General features: G+C 43.5%; 16 protein-coding genes. 9 read left to right on the forward strand and 7 right to left on the reverse strand.

Annotated elements, in window-relative coordinates:
• Positions 1 to 247: 247 nt before the first annotated feature.
• Together BM283_RS10150 and BM283_RS10155 are read left to right on the forward strand one after the other, a co-directional pair.
• Positions 248 to 832, forward strand: coding sequence for a CBS domain-containing protein (locus BM283_RS10150; protein WP_090692669.1), 585 nt, complete (start codon positions 248 to 250; stop codon positions 830 to 832).
• Positions 833 to 1,093: 261 nt separating this feature from the next.
• Positions 1,094 to 1,507 (forward strand): VOC family protein, encoded by a 414-nt coding sequence (locus BM283_RS10155; RefSeq protein WP_090692672.1) that lies wholly within the window; start codon positions 1,094 to 1,096, stop codon positions 1,505 to 1,507.
• Between the two features lie 121 nt (positions 1,508 to 1,628).
• Here BM283_RS10155 and BM283_RS10160 read toward each other — a convergent pair whose 3' ends face one another.
• From BM283_RS10160 to gyrA, 7 genes are all read right to left on the reverse strand, one after another.
• Positions 1,629 to 4,394 carry a M16 family metallopeptidase gene (locus tag BM283_RS10160; RefSeq protein WP_090692675.1) on the reverse strand — a complete coding sequence of 922 codons (2,766 nt, stop codon included), beginning with the start codon at positions 4,392 to 4,394 and terminating at the stop codon, positions 1,629 to 1,631.
• Positions 4,395 to 4,536: 142 nt separating this feature from the next.
• The gene (locus BM283_RS10165; RefSeq protein WP_090692676.1) at positions 4,537 to 5,418 is read right to left on the reverse strand and encodes a prephenate dehydrogenase; all 882 of its coding nucleotides are present in this window, start codon (positions 5,416 to 5,418) and stop codon (positions 4,537 to 4,539) included.
• A 54-nt stretch (positions 5,419 to 5,472) separates the two neighbouring features.
• The gene (gene hisC / locus BM283_RS10170) at positions 5,473 to 6,591 is read right to left on the reverse strand and encodes a histidinol-phosphate transaminase (RefSeq protein ID WP_090692678.1); all 1,119 of its coding nucleotides are present in this window, start codon (positions 6,589 to 6,591) and stop codon (positions 5,473 to 5,475) included.
• 51 nt (positions 6,592 to 6,642) lie between these two features.
• Positions 6,643 to 7,710 (reverse strand): prephenate dehydratase, encoded by a 1,068-nt coding sequence (gene pheA / locus BM283_RS10175; protein WP_090692681.1) that lies wholly within the window; start codon positions 7,708 to 7,710, stop codon positions 6,643 to 6,645.
• Positions 7,711 to 7,722: 12 nt separating this feature from the next.
• Positions 7,723 to 8,931, reverse strand: coding sequence for a phosphoglycerate dehydrogenase (locus tag BM283_RS10180; protein ID WP_090692683.1), 1,209 nt, complete (start codon positions 8,929 to 8,931; stop codon positions 7,723 to 7,725).
• Entirely contained in the window at positions 8,924 to 10,027 is a 1,104-nt protein-coding gene (gene serC / locus BM283_RS10185) for a 3-phosphoserine/phosphohydroxythreonine transaminase (RefSeq protein ID WP_090692685.1), read from the reverse strand. Before serC ends, BM283_RS10180 begins: the two co-directional genes overlap by 8 nt.
• 63 nt (positions 10,028 to 10,090) lie before the next feature.
• The gene (gyrA, locus tag BM283_RS10190; protein ID WP_090692687.1) at positions 10,091 to 12,637 is read right to left on the reverse strand and encodes a DNA gyrase subunit A; all 2,547 of its coding nucleotides are present in this window, start codon (positions 12,635 to 12,637) and stop codon (positions 10,091 to 10,093) included.
• 447 nt (positions 12,638 to 13,084) lie between these two features.
• On the opposite strand from gyrA, the gene BM283_RS10195 reads away from it, so the two are divergent.
• The 7 genes from BM283_RS10195 to BM283_RS10225 form a co-directional block, all read left to right on the forward strand.
• Positions 13,085 to 14,302, forward strand: a complete 1,218-nt coding sequence (locus tag BM283_RS10195; RefSeq protein ID WP_175492099.1) for an aspartate aminotransferase family protein — start codon at positions 13,085 to 13,087, stop codon at positions 14,300 to 14,302.
• 12 nt (positions 14,303 to 14,314) lie between these two features.
• Positions 14,315 to 15,238, forward strand: coding sequence for an ornithine carbamoyltransferase (gene argF, locus BM283_RS10200; RefSeq protein ID WP_090692692.1), 924 nt, complete (start codon positions 14,315 to 14,317; stop codon positions 15,236 to 15,238).
• Between the two features lie 42 nt (positions 15,239 to 15,280).
• Positions 15,281 to 16,504 (forward strand): argininosuccinate synthase, encoded by a 1,224-nt coding sequence (locus tag BM283_RS10205; RefSeq protein WP_090692694.1) that lies wholly within the window; start codon positions 15,281 to 15,283, stop codon positions 16,502 to 16,504.
• A gap of 426 nt (positions 16,505 to 16,930) precedes the next feature.
• Entirely contained in the window at positions 16,931 to 17,308 is a 378-nt protein-coding gene (rpsL, locus tag BM283_RS10210; protein WP_090692696.1) for a 30S ribosomal protein S12, read from the forward strand.
• 79 nt (positions 17,309 to 17,387) lie between these two features.
• A complete protein-coding gene (gene rpsG, locus BM283_RS10215) occupies positions 17,388 to 17,858 on the forward strand; it encodes a 30S ribosomal protein S7 (protein WP_090692698.1) in 471 nt (156 codons plus the stop codon).
• A gap of 109 nt (positions 17,859 to 17,967) precedes the next feature.
• A complete protein-coding gene (gene fusA, locus BM283_RS10220) occupies positions 17,968 to 20,061 on the forward strand; it encodes an elongation factor G (protein ID WP_090692701.1) in 2,094 nt (697 codons plus the stop codon).
• Positions 20,062 to 20,083: 22 nt separating this feature from the next.
• Positions 20,084 to 20,235: GTP-binding protein (locus tag BM283_RS10225; RefSeq protein ID WP_254776322.1), on the forward strand; the 152-nt coding region annotated here is incomplete at its 3' end.

Genomic DNA, 20,235 nt, shown 5'->3' on the forward strand with positions numbered 1-20,235 from the left:
ATTGTAATTTCCTAAATTGAAGCGGCATAATTTGTTTTAATTGCTGATAAGTTAGAACAAAGAAAAACAACTTGCCCGCTCCGCATATTTCTGAGTCTGAGTGTTTAACCTATGGTTTTTTTAAAAACAATGCAATATATCGTCTTGACCCTTCATTTTGATAAGCGTAGAGTAAAACAGACAGGATAAAGTTTTAACCCTTCTTAATTTTTTACGTACTTATCCACTATCTATGGAGGATGCTACCATGACTGGATACCATGTACTTCCTGCACGGCAATTAACAGATACTGTTCGAATAGTCCACCCAATTCCGCCTAAACATGTGACAATGGAATCACCAGCGCTCGAAATTATGACTGATTTACGGCACAGTCATGTCGCTGGGATTGATCCGCATGCAACGATGGAATCAGCTAATGCATATATGATGCAAAGGCAGGTTCGTTTATTGTTTATATTAAATAATGATCGTTTTCTGCAAGGTGTGATTACCGCTTCCGATATTCTGGGTGAGAAGCCATTGCGCTTTATTCAGGAACACCGCGTGAAACGTAGTGAGATTCTGGTTTCAGATATCATGACACCCCTCGATTGCTTAGAAGCGATCCCTATCGAGGAAGTGCAGCATGCCAAAGTCGGGCATGTGGTTGCTAGCCTGTGTGATGCGGGGCGCCAGCATACTTTGGTTATGGAGGGAGATGTCAGTGGCGTACCTATGATATGCGGAATTTTTTCGTTGACCCAAATCGAAAAGCAGTTAGGCACTGCTGTGCCACTTTCAGAAGTTGCCAAGACCTTTGCAGAAATTGAAGCGACTTTAGTTCATTGATAGCAGCAGAGTCTAATTCAGCTTGAGTACGATGACCAGATAGTATGGATGCTTTTCGGTACCTTTCAATCTCAATTCATGTCAAAGCATATGATAGTATCTGATAACAATCTCGGAACTAAAGTGCAATTTTTAGGCAGTACTAGGTTTTTTGTCATATATTCAATCCGTTGTGTAAATTTTAATTTCCCTCGAGAAAAATATGCTTAAAATATTGTGTCACTATAGATTATAGAAAAGGACGAATTCAGGGAAATTAAAATGGCAATCGAGGGGATGAACCATTTTACAGTGCTGACCAGCGATCTGGAAAAGTGCAAAGCTTTTTATATTGGCGTGCTTGGGTTAACGGAAGGTTATCGTCCACCTTTTCCTTTTCCAGGTGCTTGGCTTTATTCCGGCGATCAAGCCATTCTACACATCATTGCTGGCAGGCCTTTGCCAGCAGAGTCACAGGGTATTATTGATCATATGGCGTTTACTGCATCCAATCTCCAGTTGGTCGTGGACAAACTAAACTTTTACAATATTGCATTCAAACTCCACCGTCTCATAGAGCAACAGACGTGGCAACTTTTCTGTCATGACCCAGATGGTGCGAAAGTAGAACTCGATTTTGCAGCAAGTGAACCAGAACCCAAGCTGGGTATCGGGAGAGAGAGTTTCAATAAATAAGTGAGAGGGATACCGTGCAAAGTATACCCGACTGCGCTTGCTCGGAGCCTAGTGTATTTCCTGGCTGGGGCTCCGAGTGTTTGTTTTATTATTCCTTCATAACGATTGAGATCGTTTGGAGTTATTGTGAAGCAGTCGCGGTAGTGATTTTGGAAAAGTCACCCGCTTTTATAATTGTCAACTTGTTGAAATCGAGATGGTTGCGTAGTGCTGCAAGAATTGATTGTGGAGTGAGCGCAGCGATGTTGGTTTCAAACTCGATATCCCATTGCATGGTGCGTTTGCGTGTCAGGTAATTAGCCAGACGTTCAGCAAGTGCTTTGTCTTGCCCGCGTGCGATGCGTCGTGCTTGCAGATAACCAGCCTTAGCTGTCTCAACTTCTTCTTTAGTAAAACCATCTTTCATGATGCGCGCCAGTTCTTCCTTCATGGCTGACTCAATTCGTGCACGGTTTTCTGGCGCGTAAATGGCATATATACTGAATTCGCCCTGTTCCTCAAAAGCGCTGGCTGAGAGACTCGAAGCGACATTATAGGACAAGCCTTCTTGTTCGCGGATGCGGCGCCATAGTCTTGAGTCGGCCGAACCACCCAGAAGATAGTTGCCTATAATCAAAGCAGGATAATCAGGATGATTATCACGCAACTTTAGATTCATACCAGCTTGAAATACAGCATTGGCCTTATCAGGTGTTTCAATATCATGATTGATGGGTGTAATGTCTTGATAGAGCACAGGAATACGCTTATAGGGGTGTGGATTATTCCAGTCGCTAAAAAGCTGTTGCAAGAGTTGAGCTACTTCTTCCGGCTCAAAATCACCCACGATAGAAAATTCACTGTCTGACGCACCGAATAGCTCACTGTGACATTGCTTTACTTCGTCAAGAGTCAATGCATTGATGCGTACAATACGCTCTTCTAATGTAGGTGTATAGTGCCAGTGCGAAGCAGGGTAAGGGGCAAGATGACGCTCTATGACCAAGCTTGCCTGGGCGCTAGGTTCACTTCGCTTGCTTTCTATGGATGACAGCATGGCGAGCTTTAGCTGTTCAAACTCTTTTTCAGGGAAAGTCGGCTCACGCAATACTTCGGCAACCAGTCTTAGTGTATCAGGTAGGTTGGCACGGACAGTTTCGATGGAAACGCCTTCAATATCAACCTTGACCTGTGCTTTAAGTTTGTCGAATGCATCACGTAATGCTTCACGAGTATGGTGTTTCGTACCACGCATTAACATCGAACTAGCAATGTTACACGCGGTAGAACGATTTTGCGTACTTTCTTCATCCCCCCAATGAAGTAAAAGTGATGCTACGACGGTACTGCCGCGGGTTTTCTTGGGTAACATCGCGAGCTTCATGCCTCCAGACAGGGTAGTACGAATGATCCTTGCTTCAATATTTTCAGGCGTGGGATCAAAGGCTTCTCCAGTGCTAACGCTGGGATCACCGCGATACCCTTCAAGCATACGGGCTATGTTGGGGAGTGCTGGTATCTCGGCACGATCAGGGGCCGAAGTAGGTATAAATAAACCCAGGGTGCGATTGCTTGGTTTGAAATAGCTATTGGCGGCACGCTGTACCTCATCAAGTGTAGCTTGCTTGATGCGATCACGATGCAGGAACAGTAACCGCCAATCACCCATGGCAATGAATTCAGTGAGCGTGATGGACAATTTGCGTGTATCGGCAAGTAGTTGCTCAATCTCATTTAGTAGGCGAGTACGAGCACGCTCAAGCTCTTCGGCAGTAATCGGGTGATCAGTGAGCGATTCAACGGTATCGATCAGAACATCACGTGCAGTATCCAGCGGCATGTCGGGTCGTAGATTTGCGCTGAAAAAAGCATAACCAGCTTCGCGCAACTGTCGATCAAAACCTAAAACAGTGGTTGCATGTTTAGGCTCTACTAACGCTTTGTGTAATCTACCGCCAGGAACTTCTCTGAGGATGGTGACGAGTAGATCAATCGCAGCATATTCAGGATGTGCTCCAGAAGGAAGATGGTAAAGCGTGGCAGCAATCTGGGTATCCCCCACACGACGTAACTTAACCATGCGTTCGCCATCTTGCGTTGGCTCGACCGTATAAGTTTTTTGCAATTGACGTGTCGGACGTGGAAGAGAGCCAAAATGACGCGCCACCATTTTCAATGCTTCAGCCTCCTCGAATTTTCCGGCAATTACAAGCACAACATTATCTGGCTGATAGTAGTGGCGATAGAAAGCTTGTAATCGCTCAATCGGTACATTCTCGATATCTGAGCGTGAACCAATGATCGAGCGGCCATAATTATGCCAAGAATAAGCTGCTGAAGTCATGCGGTCAGATAGCACGCTGAAGGAACTGTTTTCACCGGCTTCGAATTCGTTACGCACCACGGTCATTTCGCTATCGAGATCCGATTTTGCAACCCGTGAATTAACCATGCGATCCGCTTCCAGGCGGAGCGCCCAGTCAAGATTATCCTCACTGGCGGTAAAGGTTTCAAAATAATTAGTGCGGTCATAGGAAGTGGTACCGTTCCAACGGGCACCACGTTTGGTAAATTCATTTTTGATGTCGGAAAATTGCTCAGTTCCTTTGAATAACAGGTGTTCGAGCAGATGCGCCATTCCTGCTTCGCCATAACCTTCATCACGGGAACCAACGAGGTAAACTACATTGACTGTAATCGAGTCAAGTGAGTTATCCGGGGCAAGCAGTAGGCGTAACCCATTGGTAAGCTGATATTCAGAGATACCTTCAACTGTCGTAATTTTAGTTAAACCAGCAGGAATTTCCACATTGGGTTGCTGAGCGTTAACTTCCTGTTGAGCGTTAATTTCCTTAAAGCAAGTAAGTGATACTGCAAAAGCGATAAATGTAATCAGATGTCGATGCATAGGTGTTTTTTATTCTTGAATTAAGATTAATAAACGATTAAAAGACTGCTTTTTCAGCAGGAAGTTCGATCAAGCTGCCTATTTTTATATTTGCAGAGTAAGCTTGCAGGAGAGTGACTCCATAGTGCAGTTGCCTGGAAAGCTAATCGCTTCTTAGCCATTGTTGCCGTGTTTGGCGAGCATTCGCAAATGTCTTTTCGAGTGCTTCTCCATCGTTATTTGCTAGAATAGTGCGTACATTGGTTAGCTCATTCTGATAAGCATCAATTTGTTTAAGTAACCATTCTTGGTTAGCTAGACAAATGTCGCGCCACATTTCCGGCGAACTGCTGGCAATGCGAGTGCAATCACGAAAACTGCTGCCTGCAAAGCGCAATATTTCTTCTAGTTTATCTTCCACGTTAGTGCGAACATGATTCATGAGCGTGAACGCTAGAATGTGTGGCAAGTGGCTGATAATGGCAAGTATCCGATCGTGCTGATCTGCAGCCATGCAAGAGATTTTTGCACCACAATGCTGCCAGAGCGTTGAGACTAGTTTAATTGCCTGGTCATCATTTTCTGCCAAAGGGGTGATGATCAGATGTTTATCGCAGAACAAATGAGTACTTGCAGCTTCGGCGCCACTGAATTCAGTTCCGGCTATAGGGTGACAAGGAACGAAGTGAGTGAGATGTCGAACAAGATGCGTGCGTGCAGCCAATATTACATCTTGTTTGGTACTTCCCACATCAGAGACAATTGTGCTAGGTCCCAGAAAAGGAGCAATCTGAGCCATGATGTTGCTGGTTTGACCTACGGGCATGGCAAGCAGGACAAAATCGGTGTCTTTCAGTGCAGATATTGGGTTACTCGCTACTTCATCAATGATGCCCAGTTCAAGCGCACGCTGCAAATTTTTCTGGCTGCGTCCGATACCAACGATGTGCTTGACCATGCCTGCCTGACGCAATGCCAACGCAAAGGAGCCTCCAATCAAACCGACGCCAATGACAAGAAGCTTCTGAAGGAGGGGAGAGGCCATGGGTGCGTATCTTTAGGTGGACTTTGGGATGATCGTCATTGCGGATAGGAATCTTCAGAGAGAGGTTTTCAATACTTGTTCCAAAGCATGTAGGAATTTCTCATTCTCAGATTCCAGTCCAATGGTAACTCTTAAATGATGAGGCATGTCGTAAACACCGAGTGGGCGTACGATAACGCCTTGCTCGAGCAAGCTTTGGTAGGTTTTAATGGTATTGGTAGCATCCCCTCTCACGCGGAAGCTGATGAAATTTCCATAAGAAGGGATATATTCCACCCCCAATTGGCGCAGGCCATTGGTAATCTGCAGCATGCCCGCCCGGTTGAGTGTATAGGAACGTTTAACAAATTCGGTATCTTGTAATGCAGCGAGCGCTCCGACTAATCCAATACTATTGACATTGAACGGTTGGCGGATGCGGTTCATTAAATCGGCTAAATCAGGATGAGCCAGCGCAAATCCTACCCGGATGCCTGCTAGGCCATAGGCTTTTGAAAAGGTGCGGGTAATTAATAGATTGGAAAATTTTCTTAACCACGAAATACTATTGGCTTTATTAGCTTCAGGCAGATATTCATCGTAGGCTTCGTCTAAAATGACCAAGACGTCCGGTGAAACCCGCTCAAGAAAGCGTAATAGATCATCAGCATCGCAGAGCGTACCTGTGGGATTATTGGGATTAGCGATAAAGACGATACGTGTTTCTGGTGTGATGGCATTGAGCATGGCAACTAGATCATGGCCATAAAGCCTGGCAGGAACGGCTATACCATGCGCTCCTAGTGCCTGTGCCAGCAATGGATAAATTGCAAAAGCATGTTGTGAATAAACCGCTGAAGCACCTGGTTTCAGAAAAATACGAGCAGCTAGTTCCAGCACATCATTCGAGCCATTCCCGAGTACAATTTGATCGACATTGACGCCATAGTGTTTTGATAAAGCATTTTTTAGCTCAAAACCACTTCCATCAGGGTATCGGGCAATTTCCTGGAGTGCGCTAGTCATTGCTTCGATAGCCAAAGGGCTGGTTCCGAGCGGATTTTCGTTAGAAGCAAGTTTAATAACACCATATTTTTCCAGGCCAAGCTCTCGTACCAGTTCGGAAATGGGTTTCCCTGGCTGATAAGGGTGGATAGCTCGGATACATTCTGGTGCAAGTTCACAAAGTTTCATAAAAACAATATTGAAATAAAAAATTACTAGGATCAGGAATAGATCACATTATTACACGGAAGGATATGAGCCAAGTATTTTAAGGAAAGTCGCTTTGTTGCGAATTTCCTCAAGCGCTTTTGCAACGTTGTCATCTTGTTGATGGCCCTCTATATCGATAAAAAATACATATTCCCAGAGCCCTCTACGAGAAGGCCGGGATTCGAGCCGGTTCATGCTAACTTGATAGCGAGCAAAGGGGGCTAATAGTTCATGGATGGCGCCAGGTCGGTTACTTGTCGACGTGACAATGGAAGTTTTATCTTTGCCAGAGGCAGAAACTTGCTGTGTGCCAATCACTAGAAATCGAGTGGTATTGTTAGGATCATCTTCAATATTTTTGGCGCAGATGGTAAGACCAAACACGTCAGCAGCTTTCCTTCCTGCAATAGCGGCCGCATTTTTGTCTGCTGCAGCCATTCGAGCTGCATCAGCATTGCTTGCGGTATCAATGCGTGCTATGGCTTGCAGATTGGGTAAATGTTTGTTCAGCCAACCAAGGCATTGCGCAAATGATTGTGGGTGGGAGTAAATTTTTTGAATAACTGTTAGATCCGTTTGTTGCGCTATCAAACACTGATGGACTGGCAATTCTATTTCACCACATACAGTGAGTGAGGTTTGTAATAACAAATCCATAGTCCGTCCGACAGCACCTTCTGTAGAGTTTTCCACAGGGACAACACCATAGCTAGCAGTACCTGATTCTACCTTGCGAAAAACATCATCAATCGAATTGCAGGCTAGAGTTGCCACGGTGCTGCCAAAACGTTTGGTTACAGCTTCTTCAGAAAAAGTTCCTTGAGGGCCAAGATAAGCAATAATCAAGGGTTCTTCCATCGCCCGGCAAGCCGATATGATTTCTATGAATAATTGTGTAATATGCTCATTGGTGAGTGGTCCGGGATTTAACTGCTGTAGACGTGCCAATACCTGAGATTCGCGTTCAGGACGGTAGGTTACACCATTCTTCTGATGCCCAATTTGTTGTGCTAACTCAGCACGCATATTGATGAGCCTAAGTAATTCGCTATCAATCGAATCGATTCGATCTCGCAACTGTTTGAGTTGTTCAGTCATGGGAAATCAATATTAGTCTGAATTTTCTGCCAGAATGGGCAAATAACGTACCAGTAAGGCGCCTGTGATGCTAGAAAGATCCTCAATCACATTTTCTGATACTGGACTGTCTATATCTACCAAGGTATAGGCCATTTCACCACGAGATTTGTTGGTCATATTATGTATATTCAGTCCCGCATTAGCCATGCAAGTTGATATTTGACCCAAAAGATTGGGAACATTGGCGTTGGCAATGGCAACCCGGTAAGGTGATCCTCGTTCCATCACTACATCCGGAAAATTAACCGTATTAATAATATTGCCGTGTTGTAGATAATTCATCAATTGATTAACAACCATTATCGCACAGTTTTCTTCCGCTTCCTGAGTGGATGCGCCCAGGTGAGGTAATGTAATGATTGCTTCATGATGCTGTAATTTTTGGCTGGGAAAATCACATACATAATATTTAATCTTACCATTCGTGATGCCAGCGAGCACTGCATCTTCATTAGCAATTGCATCACGGGAAAAATTAAGAAGTATGGTGTCTCGCTTTAAATAGCGTATCATCTCATCATTAATGAGATGATAAGTAGAATCCATTAGAGGCACGTGCAACGAAATGAAATCACTGTGGCGCAACAGATCTTCGATACTGTGGGCTTTTTGTACCTCTGAAGAGAGACTCCAGGCAGATTCAACCGTAATTTTTGGATCATACCCCAATACTTTCATGCCAAGCTTAATGGCAGCATCTGCTACAAGCCGCCCAATTTTGCCTAAACCAATGATGCCAAGCGTCCGTTTGGGCAATTCTACTCCCAAGAATTTTTTTTTGTGATCTTCAACCTGCTTGTGTAAAGCTTTATCATCACCTTGCAAACTTTCGACAAAACGAAATGCAGGAATCAGATTGCGTGCTGCTATTAACATACCGGCTAATACCAATTCTTTAACTGCATTAGCATTAGCACCAGGTGTATTAAATACTGGAACACCACGGCAATTCATTTCGTTAATAGGAATATTATTGGTACCAGCGCCGGCTCGCCCAATTGCGATAACGCTTTTGGGTATGTCCATGTTCAGCATATTGTGCGAACGTACCAAAATGGCATCGGGATGAGCTAAATCACTACCGATATGGTAATGATCTGAGGGAAAACGCTTCAACCCAACTGCTGAAATTTGATTAAGCGTGAGAATATTAAAAATTCTTTGCGTCTGATCAACCATAGATCTTCTCAAATTCTTTCATGAAAGAAACCAGAGCCATGACGCCTTCATAGGGCATGGCGTTATAGATTGAAGCGCGCATTCCACCTACAGAACGGTGGCCTTTTAATTGGAGTAATCCCTGCGCCTTAGCTTGCTTTAAAAATTCATTGTCCAGTGCAGCATCTTTCAGTGTAAACGGAATATTCATCCGTGACCGGTCAGGTCTAGCAACAGGGCATTGATAGAAATCACTAGCATCGATGAAATCATAAAGCAATTTGGATTTAGAGATATTGATCGTCTCCATGGCTATTAATCCCCCCTTTTGTTTCAGCCACTCAAGCACAAGACCCATGATATAAATTTGGTAGGTAGGGGGTGTGTTATACATGGAGTGATGCTCTACATGAGTTTTATAATGATACATGGTAGGAGTACCATTTAGCGGCTTACTTAGTAAGTCCTCGCGTACGATCACAACTACAAGCCCAGCTGGACCGATATTTTTCTGAGCGCCCGCATAAATGAGCCCAAACGGTGTGACATCTAGCGGTCGTGACAAAATATTGGAAGACATATCCGCTATCAGGGGAATATCAGCTCTCCCGCCTTTCACTTGTGTAAGATCGGGTATCCAGTTGAACTCCACTCCGCCAATGGTTTCGTTGGGTGTGTAATGGACATAAGCACTGTCAGGGTCAATTTCCCATTTATCGAGTGTAGGGACATAGGTAAAATGCGCATCTTCTGCTGAAGCAGTGAGATGAACTGTGCAATATTTTTTTGCTTCATCAATAGCTTTTTGTGACCATTGACCCGTGTTAACGTAATCAGCTTTCTTTTTTTCATGCAGAAGGTTCATTGGCACCATGGCAAATTGACTGGACGCCCCCCCTTGAAGAAAAAGTATCTTGTAATGATCAGGGATGATCGCGAGTTCGCGTAAATCTCTTTCGGCTTTGGCGGCGATGGACATGAATTCCTCACCGCGATGACTCATCTCCATGACAGACATGCCGCTGCCATGCCAATCCAGCATTTCATCACGAGCTTTTACGAGTACTTCTTTGGGCAATACAGCTGGTCCGGCACTAAAGTTATAGATTGTGTTCATCGGTGGATTTCTGAATTATTTCAATTTAAATCTGCGGTTTCTCAATTTCAAAGGAGATTGATCCTATGTTTCATCAGTTTCAATCACTCTTTCGAGTCCAGCAAGTTTTTCTCCCTGATCTAAGTTAATGAGTATAACCCCCTGAGTGGCACGACCCATTTCACGAATTTCATTGACACGGGTTCGAATCAATACACCCCCTGTTGTGATCAGCATGATTTCATCATCGGGCTTGACGAGTTGTGCTGCTACCACTTTGCCATTACGTGCGCCCGTGTTGATTGCGATCATGCCCTGGGTGCCACGGTTATGGCGAGTATATTCGCTGATCGGAGTACGTTTGCCGTATCCATTTTCGGTCGCCGTCAAGACAGCTAATTCCTCGTTTTCAGCGACAAGCATTGAAATAACTTTGTGTCCAGCACCGAGCTTCATTCCGCGCACACCACGCGCACTGCGCCCCACTGCTCGAACATCATTTTCGTCGAAACGCATGGCCTTGCCGTTGTCCGAAAACAGCATGACATCATGTTTTCCTTCGGTTAATGCGACACCGATGAGATAATCATCTTTATCGAGATCGATTGCAATAATTCCATTATTGCGTGGCCGTGAGAATTCAGACAGGGGTGTTTTTTTAACAGTGCCGAAAGCAGTCGCCATAAAAATATAACGGTTGTCATCGAATATTTTTACCGATAATACTGCGTTGATTTTTTCATCCTTTTCCAACTGTAGCAGATTATTTATGGGTTTTCCTCGAGAAGATCGACTACCCTGAGGGACATTGTAAACCTTAACCCAATATACGCGCCCTAGGCTAGAAAAACACAGTATATAATCATGGGTGTTGGCGATGAACATATTATCAATGAAATCATCTTCTTTAGTCGTTATCGCTAATTTTCCACGACCACCACGTTTTTGAGCTCGATAATCGTCCATCAGCTGTGATTTGATGTAACCCGCATGCGACAATGTAATGACGACATCGGCTGGTGCAATCAAATCTTCTGTGTTTAAATTTTGGGTATCAATAACGATTTCACTGCGACGTTTATCCCCAAATTGCTGCTTTATACTGGTGAGTTCTTCCGAAATAATAGCAGTAATTCGCAGGGGATTAGCAAGAATATCCAGAAGATCAATGATTTTATCAATGATCTGTCTATATTCATCAGTAATTTTATTTTGTTCTAAGCCGGTAAGGCGTTGAAGGCGAAGATCCAGGATGGCCTGGGCTTGTGTATCAGACAGGCGATAACTTTGATCGAATAAACCAAATTCAGCTGCTAATCCCTCTGGACGAAAAGCTTGTGCATCGATCATTGCTCGCGTGAGCATTTCTTCTACCAACCGGGAGCGCCAAACTCTAGACATGAGTGTTCTTTTAGCTTCGGCAGGTGTGGGTGCAGCTTTGATGAGTGCGATAATTTCATCTACATTCGATAATGCGACCGCTAAGCCCTCGAGCAAGTGTCCACGTTCACGTGCTTTCTTCAATTCAAAGCGGGTGCGGCGCGTCACTACTTCACGCCGATGACGCAGAAATGCTTCTAAAATCTGTTTTAGATTCAATAGGCGAGGTTGACCATTTATCAGGGCTACCATGTTCATCCCGAAGGTATCTTGCATCTGAGTTTCTTTGTACAGATTATTCAAGACTACTTCTGGAATTTCGCCGCGCTTCAACTCAATGACGACACGCATGCCTGATTTATCAGATTCATCTCGTAATTCAGAAATTCCCTCGATTCTTTTATCACGTACTAATTCACCGATACGTACCAATAAATTAGCTTTGTTTACCTGATAAGGTAATTCATCAATGATGATGCTGTGGCGATTACCTTTATCGATGTCTTCGAAATGCGTGCGAGCTCGCATGATTACCCGACCTCGCCCAGTATGGTAACCATCTCTTATGCCTGCTGTTCCATAAATAATGCCGGCTGTAGGGAAATCAGGTGCTTGAATATAATCCATTAACGCATCTATATTCACTTCCGGATTATTAAGTAACAAAAGACTGGCATCGATTACTTCTTGTAGATTGTGTGGCGGAATACTGGTCGCCATGCCTACTGCAATTCCCGAAGAACCGTTGATGAGTAAATTGGGAATCTTTGCTGGAAAAATGAGTGGCTCATGTTCAGACCCGTCATAGTTAGGCCCGAAATCAACCGTATCTTTGTCCAGATCGACAAGTAATTCATGCGCGATACGCGACATTCGAATTTCGGTATAGCGCATGGCTGCGGCGTTATCACCATCAACCGAACCAAAGTTGCCTTGTCCATCGATTAACATATAACGTAAAGAAAAATCTTGAGCCATTCGGACAATGGTGTCATATACCGCGGTGTCACCATGTGGATGATATTTACCAATAACATCTCCTACAATACGCGCAGATTTTTTATAAGGACGGTTCCAGTCATTTGAGAGTTCATGCATGGCATACAGAACTCGCCGATGGACTGGCTTCAGCCCGTCCCGAACATCGGGTAGAGCACGTCCCACAATGACGCTCATAGCATAATCCAGATAGGAGCGTCGCATCTCTTCTTCGAGACTAATAGGTAAAGTTTCCTTGGCGAATTGGTTCATTTTGATGGGTTTTATCGAATTCGGAATTCAGCCCGCCTCATTCATTATTGATGGATTGAGCTGAAAAGTCTGATATGGCTATAAAAATTGATTTCCTGCTAAAACAGTTAGAGCATTAGTTATTATATTTTAGCATGTCATCTCTCTATTTATTTCTTTATAAACCTTGGCTGTAACTTAGCTAATGAAAGTATTAATAAGTTTTGATGACAGAATAGAATATATTAAGACAGAATAAATATATTAATCTAGATTATTGAGCAGATTAAATATCTTAACCATAAAATGTTTTCATGTTAAAAATAACATAAAACCAAAAGGCCCCTTGAAAAAGCTTACTAAATAAGTAAATATAGATTGAGTATAAGGTAATTAACCAATTAACGGCGGCAAATGCCGCTGTATTGTTTTCTTTTTCTTCAAATTTAAATGCGAGAGTGTAGCGCTGTGTCAAACTTGATGAGTACTTATTTGCGACTTCCCGTAACTTTTATCAAAGGTGAGGGAGTCTGGTTATGGGACGATCGTGACGATTGTTATCTGGATGCTCTTTGTGGAATTGCTGTATGTAGTCTTGGGCACAGCCATCCTGAATTGACCAAAGCGCTGTGTAAACAGGCAGGGATGTTAATCCATACTTCAAATCTTTATCATATCGAAAAACAGGAATTGCTGGCTGGTAGGTTGGCTGCTTTGTCGGGAATGGACAGAGTATTCTTTTGTAATTCAGGGGCAGAGGCAAATGAAGCTGCTATTAAATTGGCAAGATTGTATGGTCACAATAAAGGAATTGAATTACCTACTATCATCGTAATGGAGCGGTCCTTTCACGGTCGCACTATGGCAACTTTGACTGCAACGGGTAATCGTAAGGCCCAGGCTGGTTTTGAACCTTTGCTCGCTGGTTTCGTGCGTGTTCCCTATGATGATCTCAATGCGGTTGCTCAGATTGCTGATAACAATAAGCACGTCGTGGCAGTGTTAGTGGAAACTTACCAGGGTGAAGGTGGGGTCAATTTTCCGCAAATTAATTATTTACAAGGTTTGCGCCAATTATGTGATCAGAATGGCTGGTTGTTGATGCTCGATGAAGTGCAATGTGGTATCGGCCGCACAGGAAAATGGTTTGCATTTCAGCATAGCGGTATCATGCCAGATGTTATGACGCTAGCAAAGGGTCTGGGCTCTGGTGTACCGATCGGTGCTTGTATTGCAACAGGTGAGGCGGGAGAGGTATTTAAGCCTGGTAATCATGCCTCGACGTTTGGAGGTAATCTACTGGCTTGTACAGCGGCGTTAACTACTTTGGATGTGATTGAAAAAGACCGTTTGATGCAAAATGCAGTACAGGTGGGTAATTTTATACGAGATCGGTTTAAGGAAAAACTTGCTCATTGGCTGAATGTGATACAAATTCGAGGTCAAGGGCTCATGCTGGGAATTGAACTCCCTGTACCTTGTGTTGAGCTGGTTAAGGAGGCGCTAAAACATCGACTATTAATTAATGTCACTTCGGAAAGAGTCGTGCGATTGTTACCTGCTCTGATAATAAATCAAGCGGAAGCTGAGCAGGTAGTTGATATTTCTTCGGAAATTATTGATAGATTCTTGACAAGTCAAGCTGCGAATATAATCACGCGTGACCGACCTGGTTCATCAAATTAAATCAACTATTATATGCAAATAAAGCATTTTCTCAAGATTAACGATTTGACCCGTAGAGAGCTTGAATATTTGTTCGAGCGAGCGCGTTGGATTAAAAATGAGTTCAAGCAATATCGACGATACTGGCCGCTGACAGACCGGACTCTGGCGATGATTTTTGATAAGAATTCTACGCGAACGCGATTATCATTTGAGGCGGGGATGTATCAGCTAGGTGGAAATGTGGTTTATCTCTCAACTCGGGATACTCAACTTGGCCGTGGTGAACCTGTAGAGGATGCGGCGCAGGTAGTGTCGCGAATGGTAGATATGGTCATAATTCGTACTTATGAGCATAGTATAATTGAACGTTTCGCTGAATATTCTCGTGTTCCTGTTATCAATGGATTAACTGATGAATATCATCCTTGCCAAATTCTGGGGGATATTTTTACTTATATAGAGCATCGTGGAAATATTACCGGTAAGACAGTTGCATGGATTGGTGATTCCAATAATGTGTGTAATACATGGCTGCAGGCTGCAGAGATTTTTGATTTTAATGTTCATGTTTCAACTCCTCCCGGCTATGAGGTTGAGCTAGAGCGTGCTGGATTGTATAGTGCTGATTATTATGAGGAGTTTTCTTGTCCACATGATGCGGTAAAAAATGCTGATCTTGTGACTACTGACGTATGGACAAGTATGGGTTTTGAGGCCGAGGAAGAGGCTAGAAAAAATGCCTTCGCTGATTTTTGTGTTGATGAAGAAATGATGTCTTATGCCAAAAAGGATGCTCTATTCATGCACTGCTTACCCGCTCATCGTGGAGAAGAGGTGGCGGCCGAAGTATTGGATGGGCCGCAATCAGTGGTCTGGGATGAGGCAGAAAATCGATTGCATGCTCAGAAAGCGTTAATGGAGTATTTATTGCAGGGAAAAGTAGAAATTAAGTAAGCGGATGCTTTAATTAATTGGTAGGGAAATTGTATTGTTGTTATGAATAAAATTAACAAGGTGGTTCTGGCTTTTTCGGGTGGATTGGATACTTCGGTCATATTGAAATGGTTGCAGGATGTTTATCAATGTGAGGTTGTGACGTTTACTGCTGATATCGGTCAAGGTGAAGAAATTGAGCCTGCGCGGGCAAAAGCACGAAGCTTTGATATTAAAGAAATTTATATAGAAGATTTACGTGAAGAATTTGTTCGAGAGTATGTCTTTCCAATGTTTCGTGCAAATACTATCTATGAGGGTGAATATTTGCTCGGAACAAGCATTGCCAGACCACTCATTGCCAAGAGGCAGATAGAGATTGCTCAAGAAACGGGAGCAGATGCTGTTTCGCATGGCGCAACGGGTAAAGGAAACGATCAAGTTCGCTTTGAGCTTGGTTATTATGCATTGAAACCCAATATTCATGTCATTGCTCCGTGGCGTGAATGGGATCTCACTTCACGCGAGAAACTTTTGGAGTATGCGAAAAAACATGGTATTCCCATTGAGATGAAGCAGCAAACTGGGTCTCCGTACAGTATGGATGCAAATCTATTGCATATTTCCTATGAAGGGCGTCTATTGGAAGATCCGGCAAAAGAACCTGAAGAATCAATGTGGCGGTGGACAGTTGCGCCAGAGAAAGCGCCAGATGAACCAGAGTATCTTGACATAGAATTTGAGCGTGGTGATATTGTAGCGCTGAACCAAGAAAGGTTATCTCCTGCAGTTGTTCTCGCAAAACTAAATCAGCTGGGCGGTAAACATGGTATTGGGCGTTTAGATCTGGTTGAAAACAGGTATGTCGGTATGAAGTCGCGGGGGTGCTATGAAACGCCAGGCGGCACCATCATGTTACGCGCTCATCGTGCCATTGAATCTATCACCTTGGATCGAGAAGTGGCGCATTTAAAAGATGAGTTCATGCCACGTTATGCGGCTCTTATTTATAGCGGCTATTGGTGGAGTCCTGAGCGTAAAATGTTGCAAACCATGATTGATGAATCTCAGCTTAATGTCAACGGTTGGGTGCGGGTGAAGCTTTATAAAGGCAATGTAGTAGTGGTTGGTCGTGATTCTAGAACCGATTCATTGTTTGATCCGGCTGTTGCAACTTTTGAAGATGATCGCGGCGCTTATAATCAAGCAGATGCAGCAGGATTTATTAAATTGAATGCGCTTAGAATGCGAATTGCTGCGCAACTCAGAAAATCATTGAAAAAATAAAGGCAAGCGGGTTGACATAAGAAATTATCGGATTGTTATAGGGTAGAGATTTAAGGCCGAGTAAATATTCAAGGAAATATTGAGCGAATCGAAGAAATGGAATTATTTATCGGGAAATTAGGTTGCGCGTTTAAAATAATGGCTGAAATTCCTACGGAATATAGGGTATGTTTGTAAATGAAAATTAGGCAATTTTTATCTTTCTGCCTTGACATGAAACGATAAAACCCCTACAATCCGCAGTCTTTTTAGCCTCCTCTTTTCGAATACTAATACTAAATACACGGTGAAGAAAAAGAGAAATAGATTTAAAAGAAAAAGCAAGTCAAGAGATAGGTTAAATATAAAGTAGTTTGTCCATAACATTAAAATCGTGATGAAGAATAAGACGAATAAGACAAGGGTTTAATTGAGAAATAAAATATTATGCCAACCATAAGTCAACTTGTAAGAAAACCGCGAAAAGCTAAGCGTGTAAAAAGTAAAGTTCCGGCTCTAGAGGGATGTCCACAAAAGAGAGGTGTTTGTACGCGGGTTTACACAACAACACCTAAGAAGCCTAATTCTGCCTTGCGTAAAGTTGCGCGTGTAAGATTGACAAATGGGTTTGAAGTTGCAAGTTATATTGGTGGTGAAGGCCATAATTTGCAGGAGCATTCGGTGATATTGATTCGAGGCGGACGTGTTAAGGACTTGCCGGGTGTGCGATATCATACTGTGCGAGGAAGCTTGGATACTGCTGGAGTGAAAGATCGTAAGAAAGCACGTTCTAAATATGGCTCCAAAAAACCTAAGGCATCATAGAATAATTTTTCAGCGAAGTCTGTTAGTGGAAATGAGTGGAAGTCAATTAAAGTTAACTAGGATTGTTTGGGGTTTGTAAATGCCAAGACGCAGAGAAGTGCCAAAACGTGAAATATTGCCAGATCCGAAATATCATAATGTTGAGATATCAAAGTTTGTTAACGTTTTGATGACGGGTGGAAAAAAATCGGTTGCAGAGCGAATAATTTATGGTGCTATGCAACAAATCGAGAAAAAAACTGGAAAGGATCCGGTGGAGGTATTCACTCAGGCGATGGCAAATATACGCCCTATGGTTGAGGTAAAAAGTCGGCGCGTTGGTGGGGCAAATTATCAAGTTCCCGTAGAGGTAAGATCGGTACGGCGTAGTGCGCTTGCGATGCGTTGGTTGCGTGATGCTGCGCGTAAGCGCAGTGAGAAATCAATGGATGTGCGCCTGGCTGGCGAGTTAATGGAGGCCTCTGAAGGTCGCGGTGGGGCAGTCAAAAAGCGTGAAGAGGTGCATCGCATGGCGGAGTCAAATAAGGCATTTTCTCATTTTCGGTTTTGATAGGGTTTTATAGAGAGTTTGGCTTTGATGAATATGCTTTATAGCGCATATCAGGAAGAGTCATATTATTAAAAATTAGTTAAATTAGTAATTTAAGAGTTTAAATTTAATGTCTAGAAAAACGCCCATAGAGCGCTACCGCAATATTGGAATCATGGCGCATATTGATGCAGGTAAAACAACTACAACAGAGCGCGTGTTGTTTTACACTGGAGTCTCTCACAAGTTAGGAGAGACCCATGATGGTGCGGCTACGATGGATTGGATGGAGCAAGAGCAGGAGCGCGGTATAACCATTACTTCAGCGGCAACAACCTGTTTTTGGAAAGGCATGGCGGGTAACTATCCAGAGCATCGTATAAATATTATCGATACGCCGGGTCACGTAGATTTTACTATCGAGGTAGAGCGGTCTCTAAGAGTATTGGATGGTGCGTGCACGGTTTTTTGTGCGGTCGGGGGAGTGCAGCCTCAAACTGAAACGGTATGGCGGCAGGCCAACAAGTATAAAGTGCCGCGACTTGCTTTTGTCAATAAGATGGATCGTTCAGGCGCGAATTTCATGCGTGTTCTGGAACAGATTAAAACGCGATTAAAAGCTAATCCCGTGCCAATTCAGTTGCCGATTGGTGCAGAAGATAAGTTTGAAGGTATAGTCGATTTGCTAAAAATGAAGGCAATTTATTGGAATGACGCTACTCAGGGTACAAAATTTGAGGAGCGCGAGATACCCGAGAGCTTGAAGAGTGAAGCAAAGAGTTGGCATGAGAAAATGGTGGAGTCTGCTGCTGAAGCTTCCGAGGAGTTAATGAATAAGTACCTTGAAGAAGGTGCTTTGTCAATAGAGGAAATAAAGCAGGGATTGAGAGCGCGTACACTGAATAACGAAATAGTGCCGATGCTATGTGGCTCGGCTTTCAAGAATAAAGGCGTGCAGGCAATGCTGGATGCGGTTTTGGATTATTTGCCAGCTCCAACAGATATTCCGGCAATTCAGGGAACCAAGGAAAATGGGGAAAAAGATGAGCGACATGCAACTGATGATGAGCCATTTTCTAGTTTGGCATTTAAGATTGCTACCGATCCTTATGTCGGTCAGTTGATTTTCTTTCGTGTGTATTCTGGTGTAGTTACCTCAGGGGATACCGTTTATAACTCAGTAAAAGGGCGGAAAGAGAGAATTGGTCGGTTATTGCAAATGCATGCTAATCAGCGAGAAGAAATCAAGGAGGTGCGTGCAGGTGATATTGCGGCTGCGGTAGGATTGAAAGATGTCATCACAGGAGATACGTTGTGCGATACCGAGCATGTTGTAACGCTAGAGCGAATGGAGTTTCCTGAGCCAGTTATCCATGTTGCCGTTGAGCCAAAAACCAAGAATGATCAAGAGAAAATGGGGATTGCGCTTAATCGCTTGGCGCAGGAAGATCCATCATTTCGAGTTCGAACTGATGAAGAATCGGGTCAAACCATTATATCTGGCATGGGTGAGCTGCATCTTGAGATAATTGTAGATCGCATGAAGCGCGAGTTTGGTGTTGAAGCAAATGTCGGAGCGCCACAAGTTGCTTACCGTGAAGCTATTAAGAAAAAAGTAGAGATAGAAGGCAAGTTTATCAAGCAAAGTGGTGGTCGAGGACAATATGGCCATGTTTGGTTAAGAATGGAACCAAATGAAGCCGGTAAGGGATTCGAGTTCATTGATGAAATCAAAGGTGGGGTTGTTCCTCGTGAATATATTCCAGCCGTTGAAAAGGGGTTGCAAGACTCCTTGGGAGCGGGAGTTCTGGCCGGCTATCCAGTGGTGGATGTTAAGGTGGCGTTGTTTGATGGTTCTTATCATGACGTAGATTCTAATGAGAATGCGTTTAAAATGGCAGCCTCGATTGCGTTTAAAGACGGTATGCGTAAAGCCAATGCAGTGCTTCTGGAGCCAATGATGTCGGTTGAAGTGGAAACGCCAGCAGATTTTATGGGGAATGTTGTTGGAGACTTGTCATCTAGGCGCGGCATGATTCAGGGCATGGATGATACAATGGGTTTCAAAATTATAAGAGCAGAAGTACCTTTGGCAGAAATGTTCGGTTACTCCACGATCCTGCGTTCTGCAACACAAGGTAGAGCGACATATACAATGGAATTTAAACATTATGCAGAAGCACCCAAAAGCGTTGCTGAAGCAATTATCAATAAAAGTAAATAATTATTGAAGATAAGGATATAGCATGGCGAAGAGTAAATTTGAGCGATTGAAGCCGCATATAAACGTTGGCACGATAGGCCATGTGGATCATGGCAAGACGACATTGACGGCAGCCATTACGATGGTATTGACGAAAAAATTTGGGGGAGAGGCGAAGTCGTATGCTCAGATTGA

Origin of the sequence: Nitrosomonas sp. Nm34, assembly GCF_900113925.1 — a bacterium.
GTDB lineage: Bacteria > Pseudomonadota > Gammaproteobacteria > Burkholderiales > Nitrosomonadaceae > Nitrosomonas.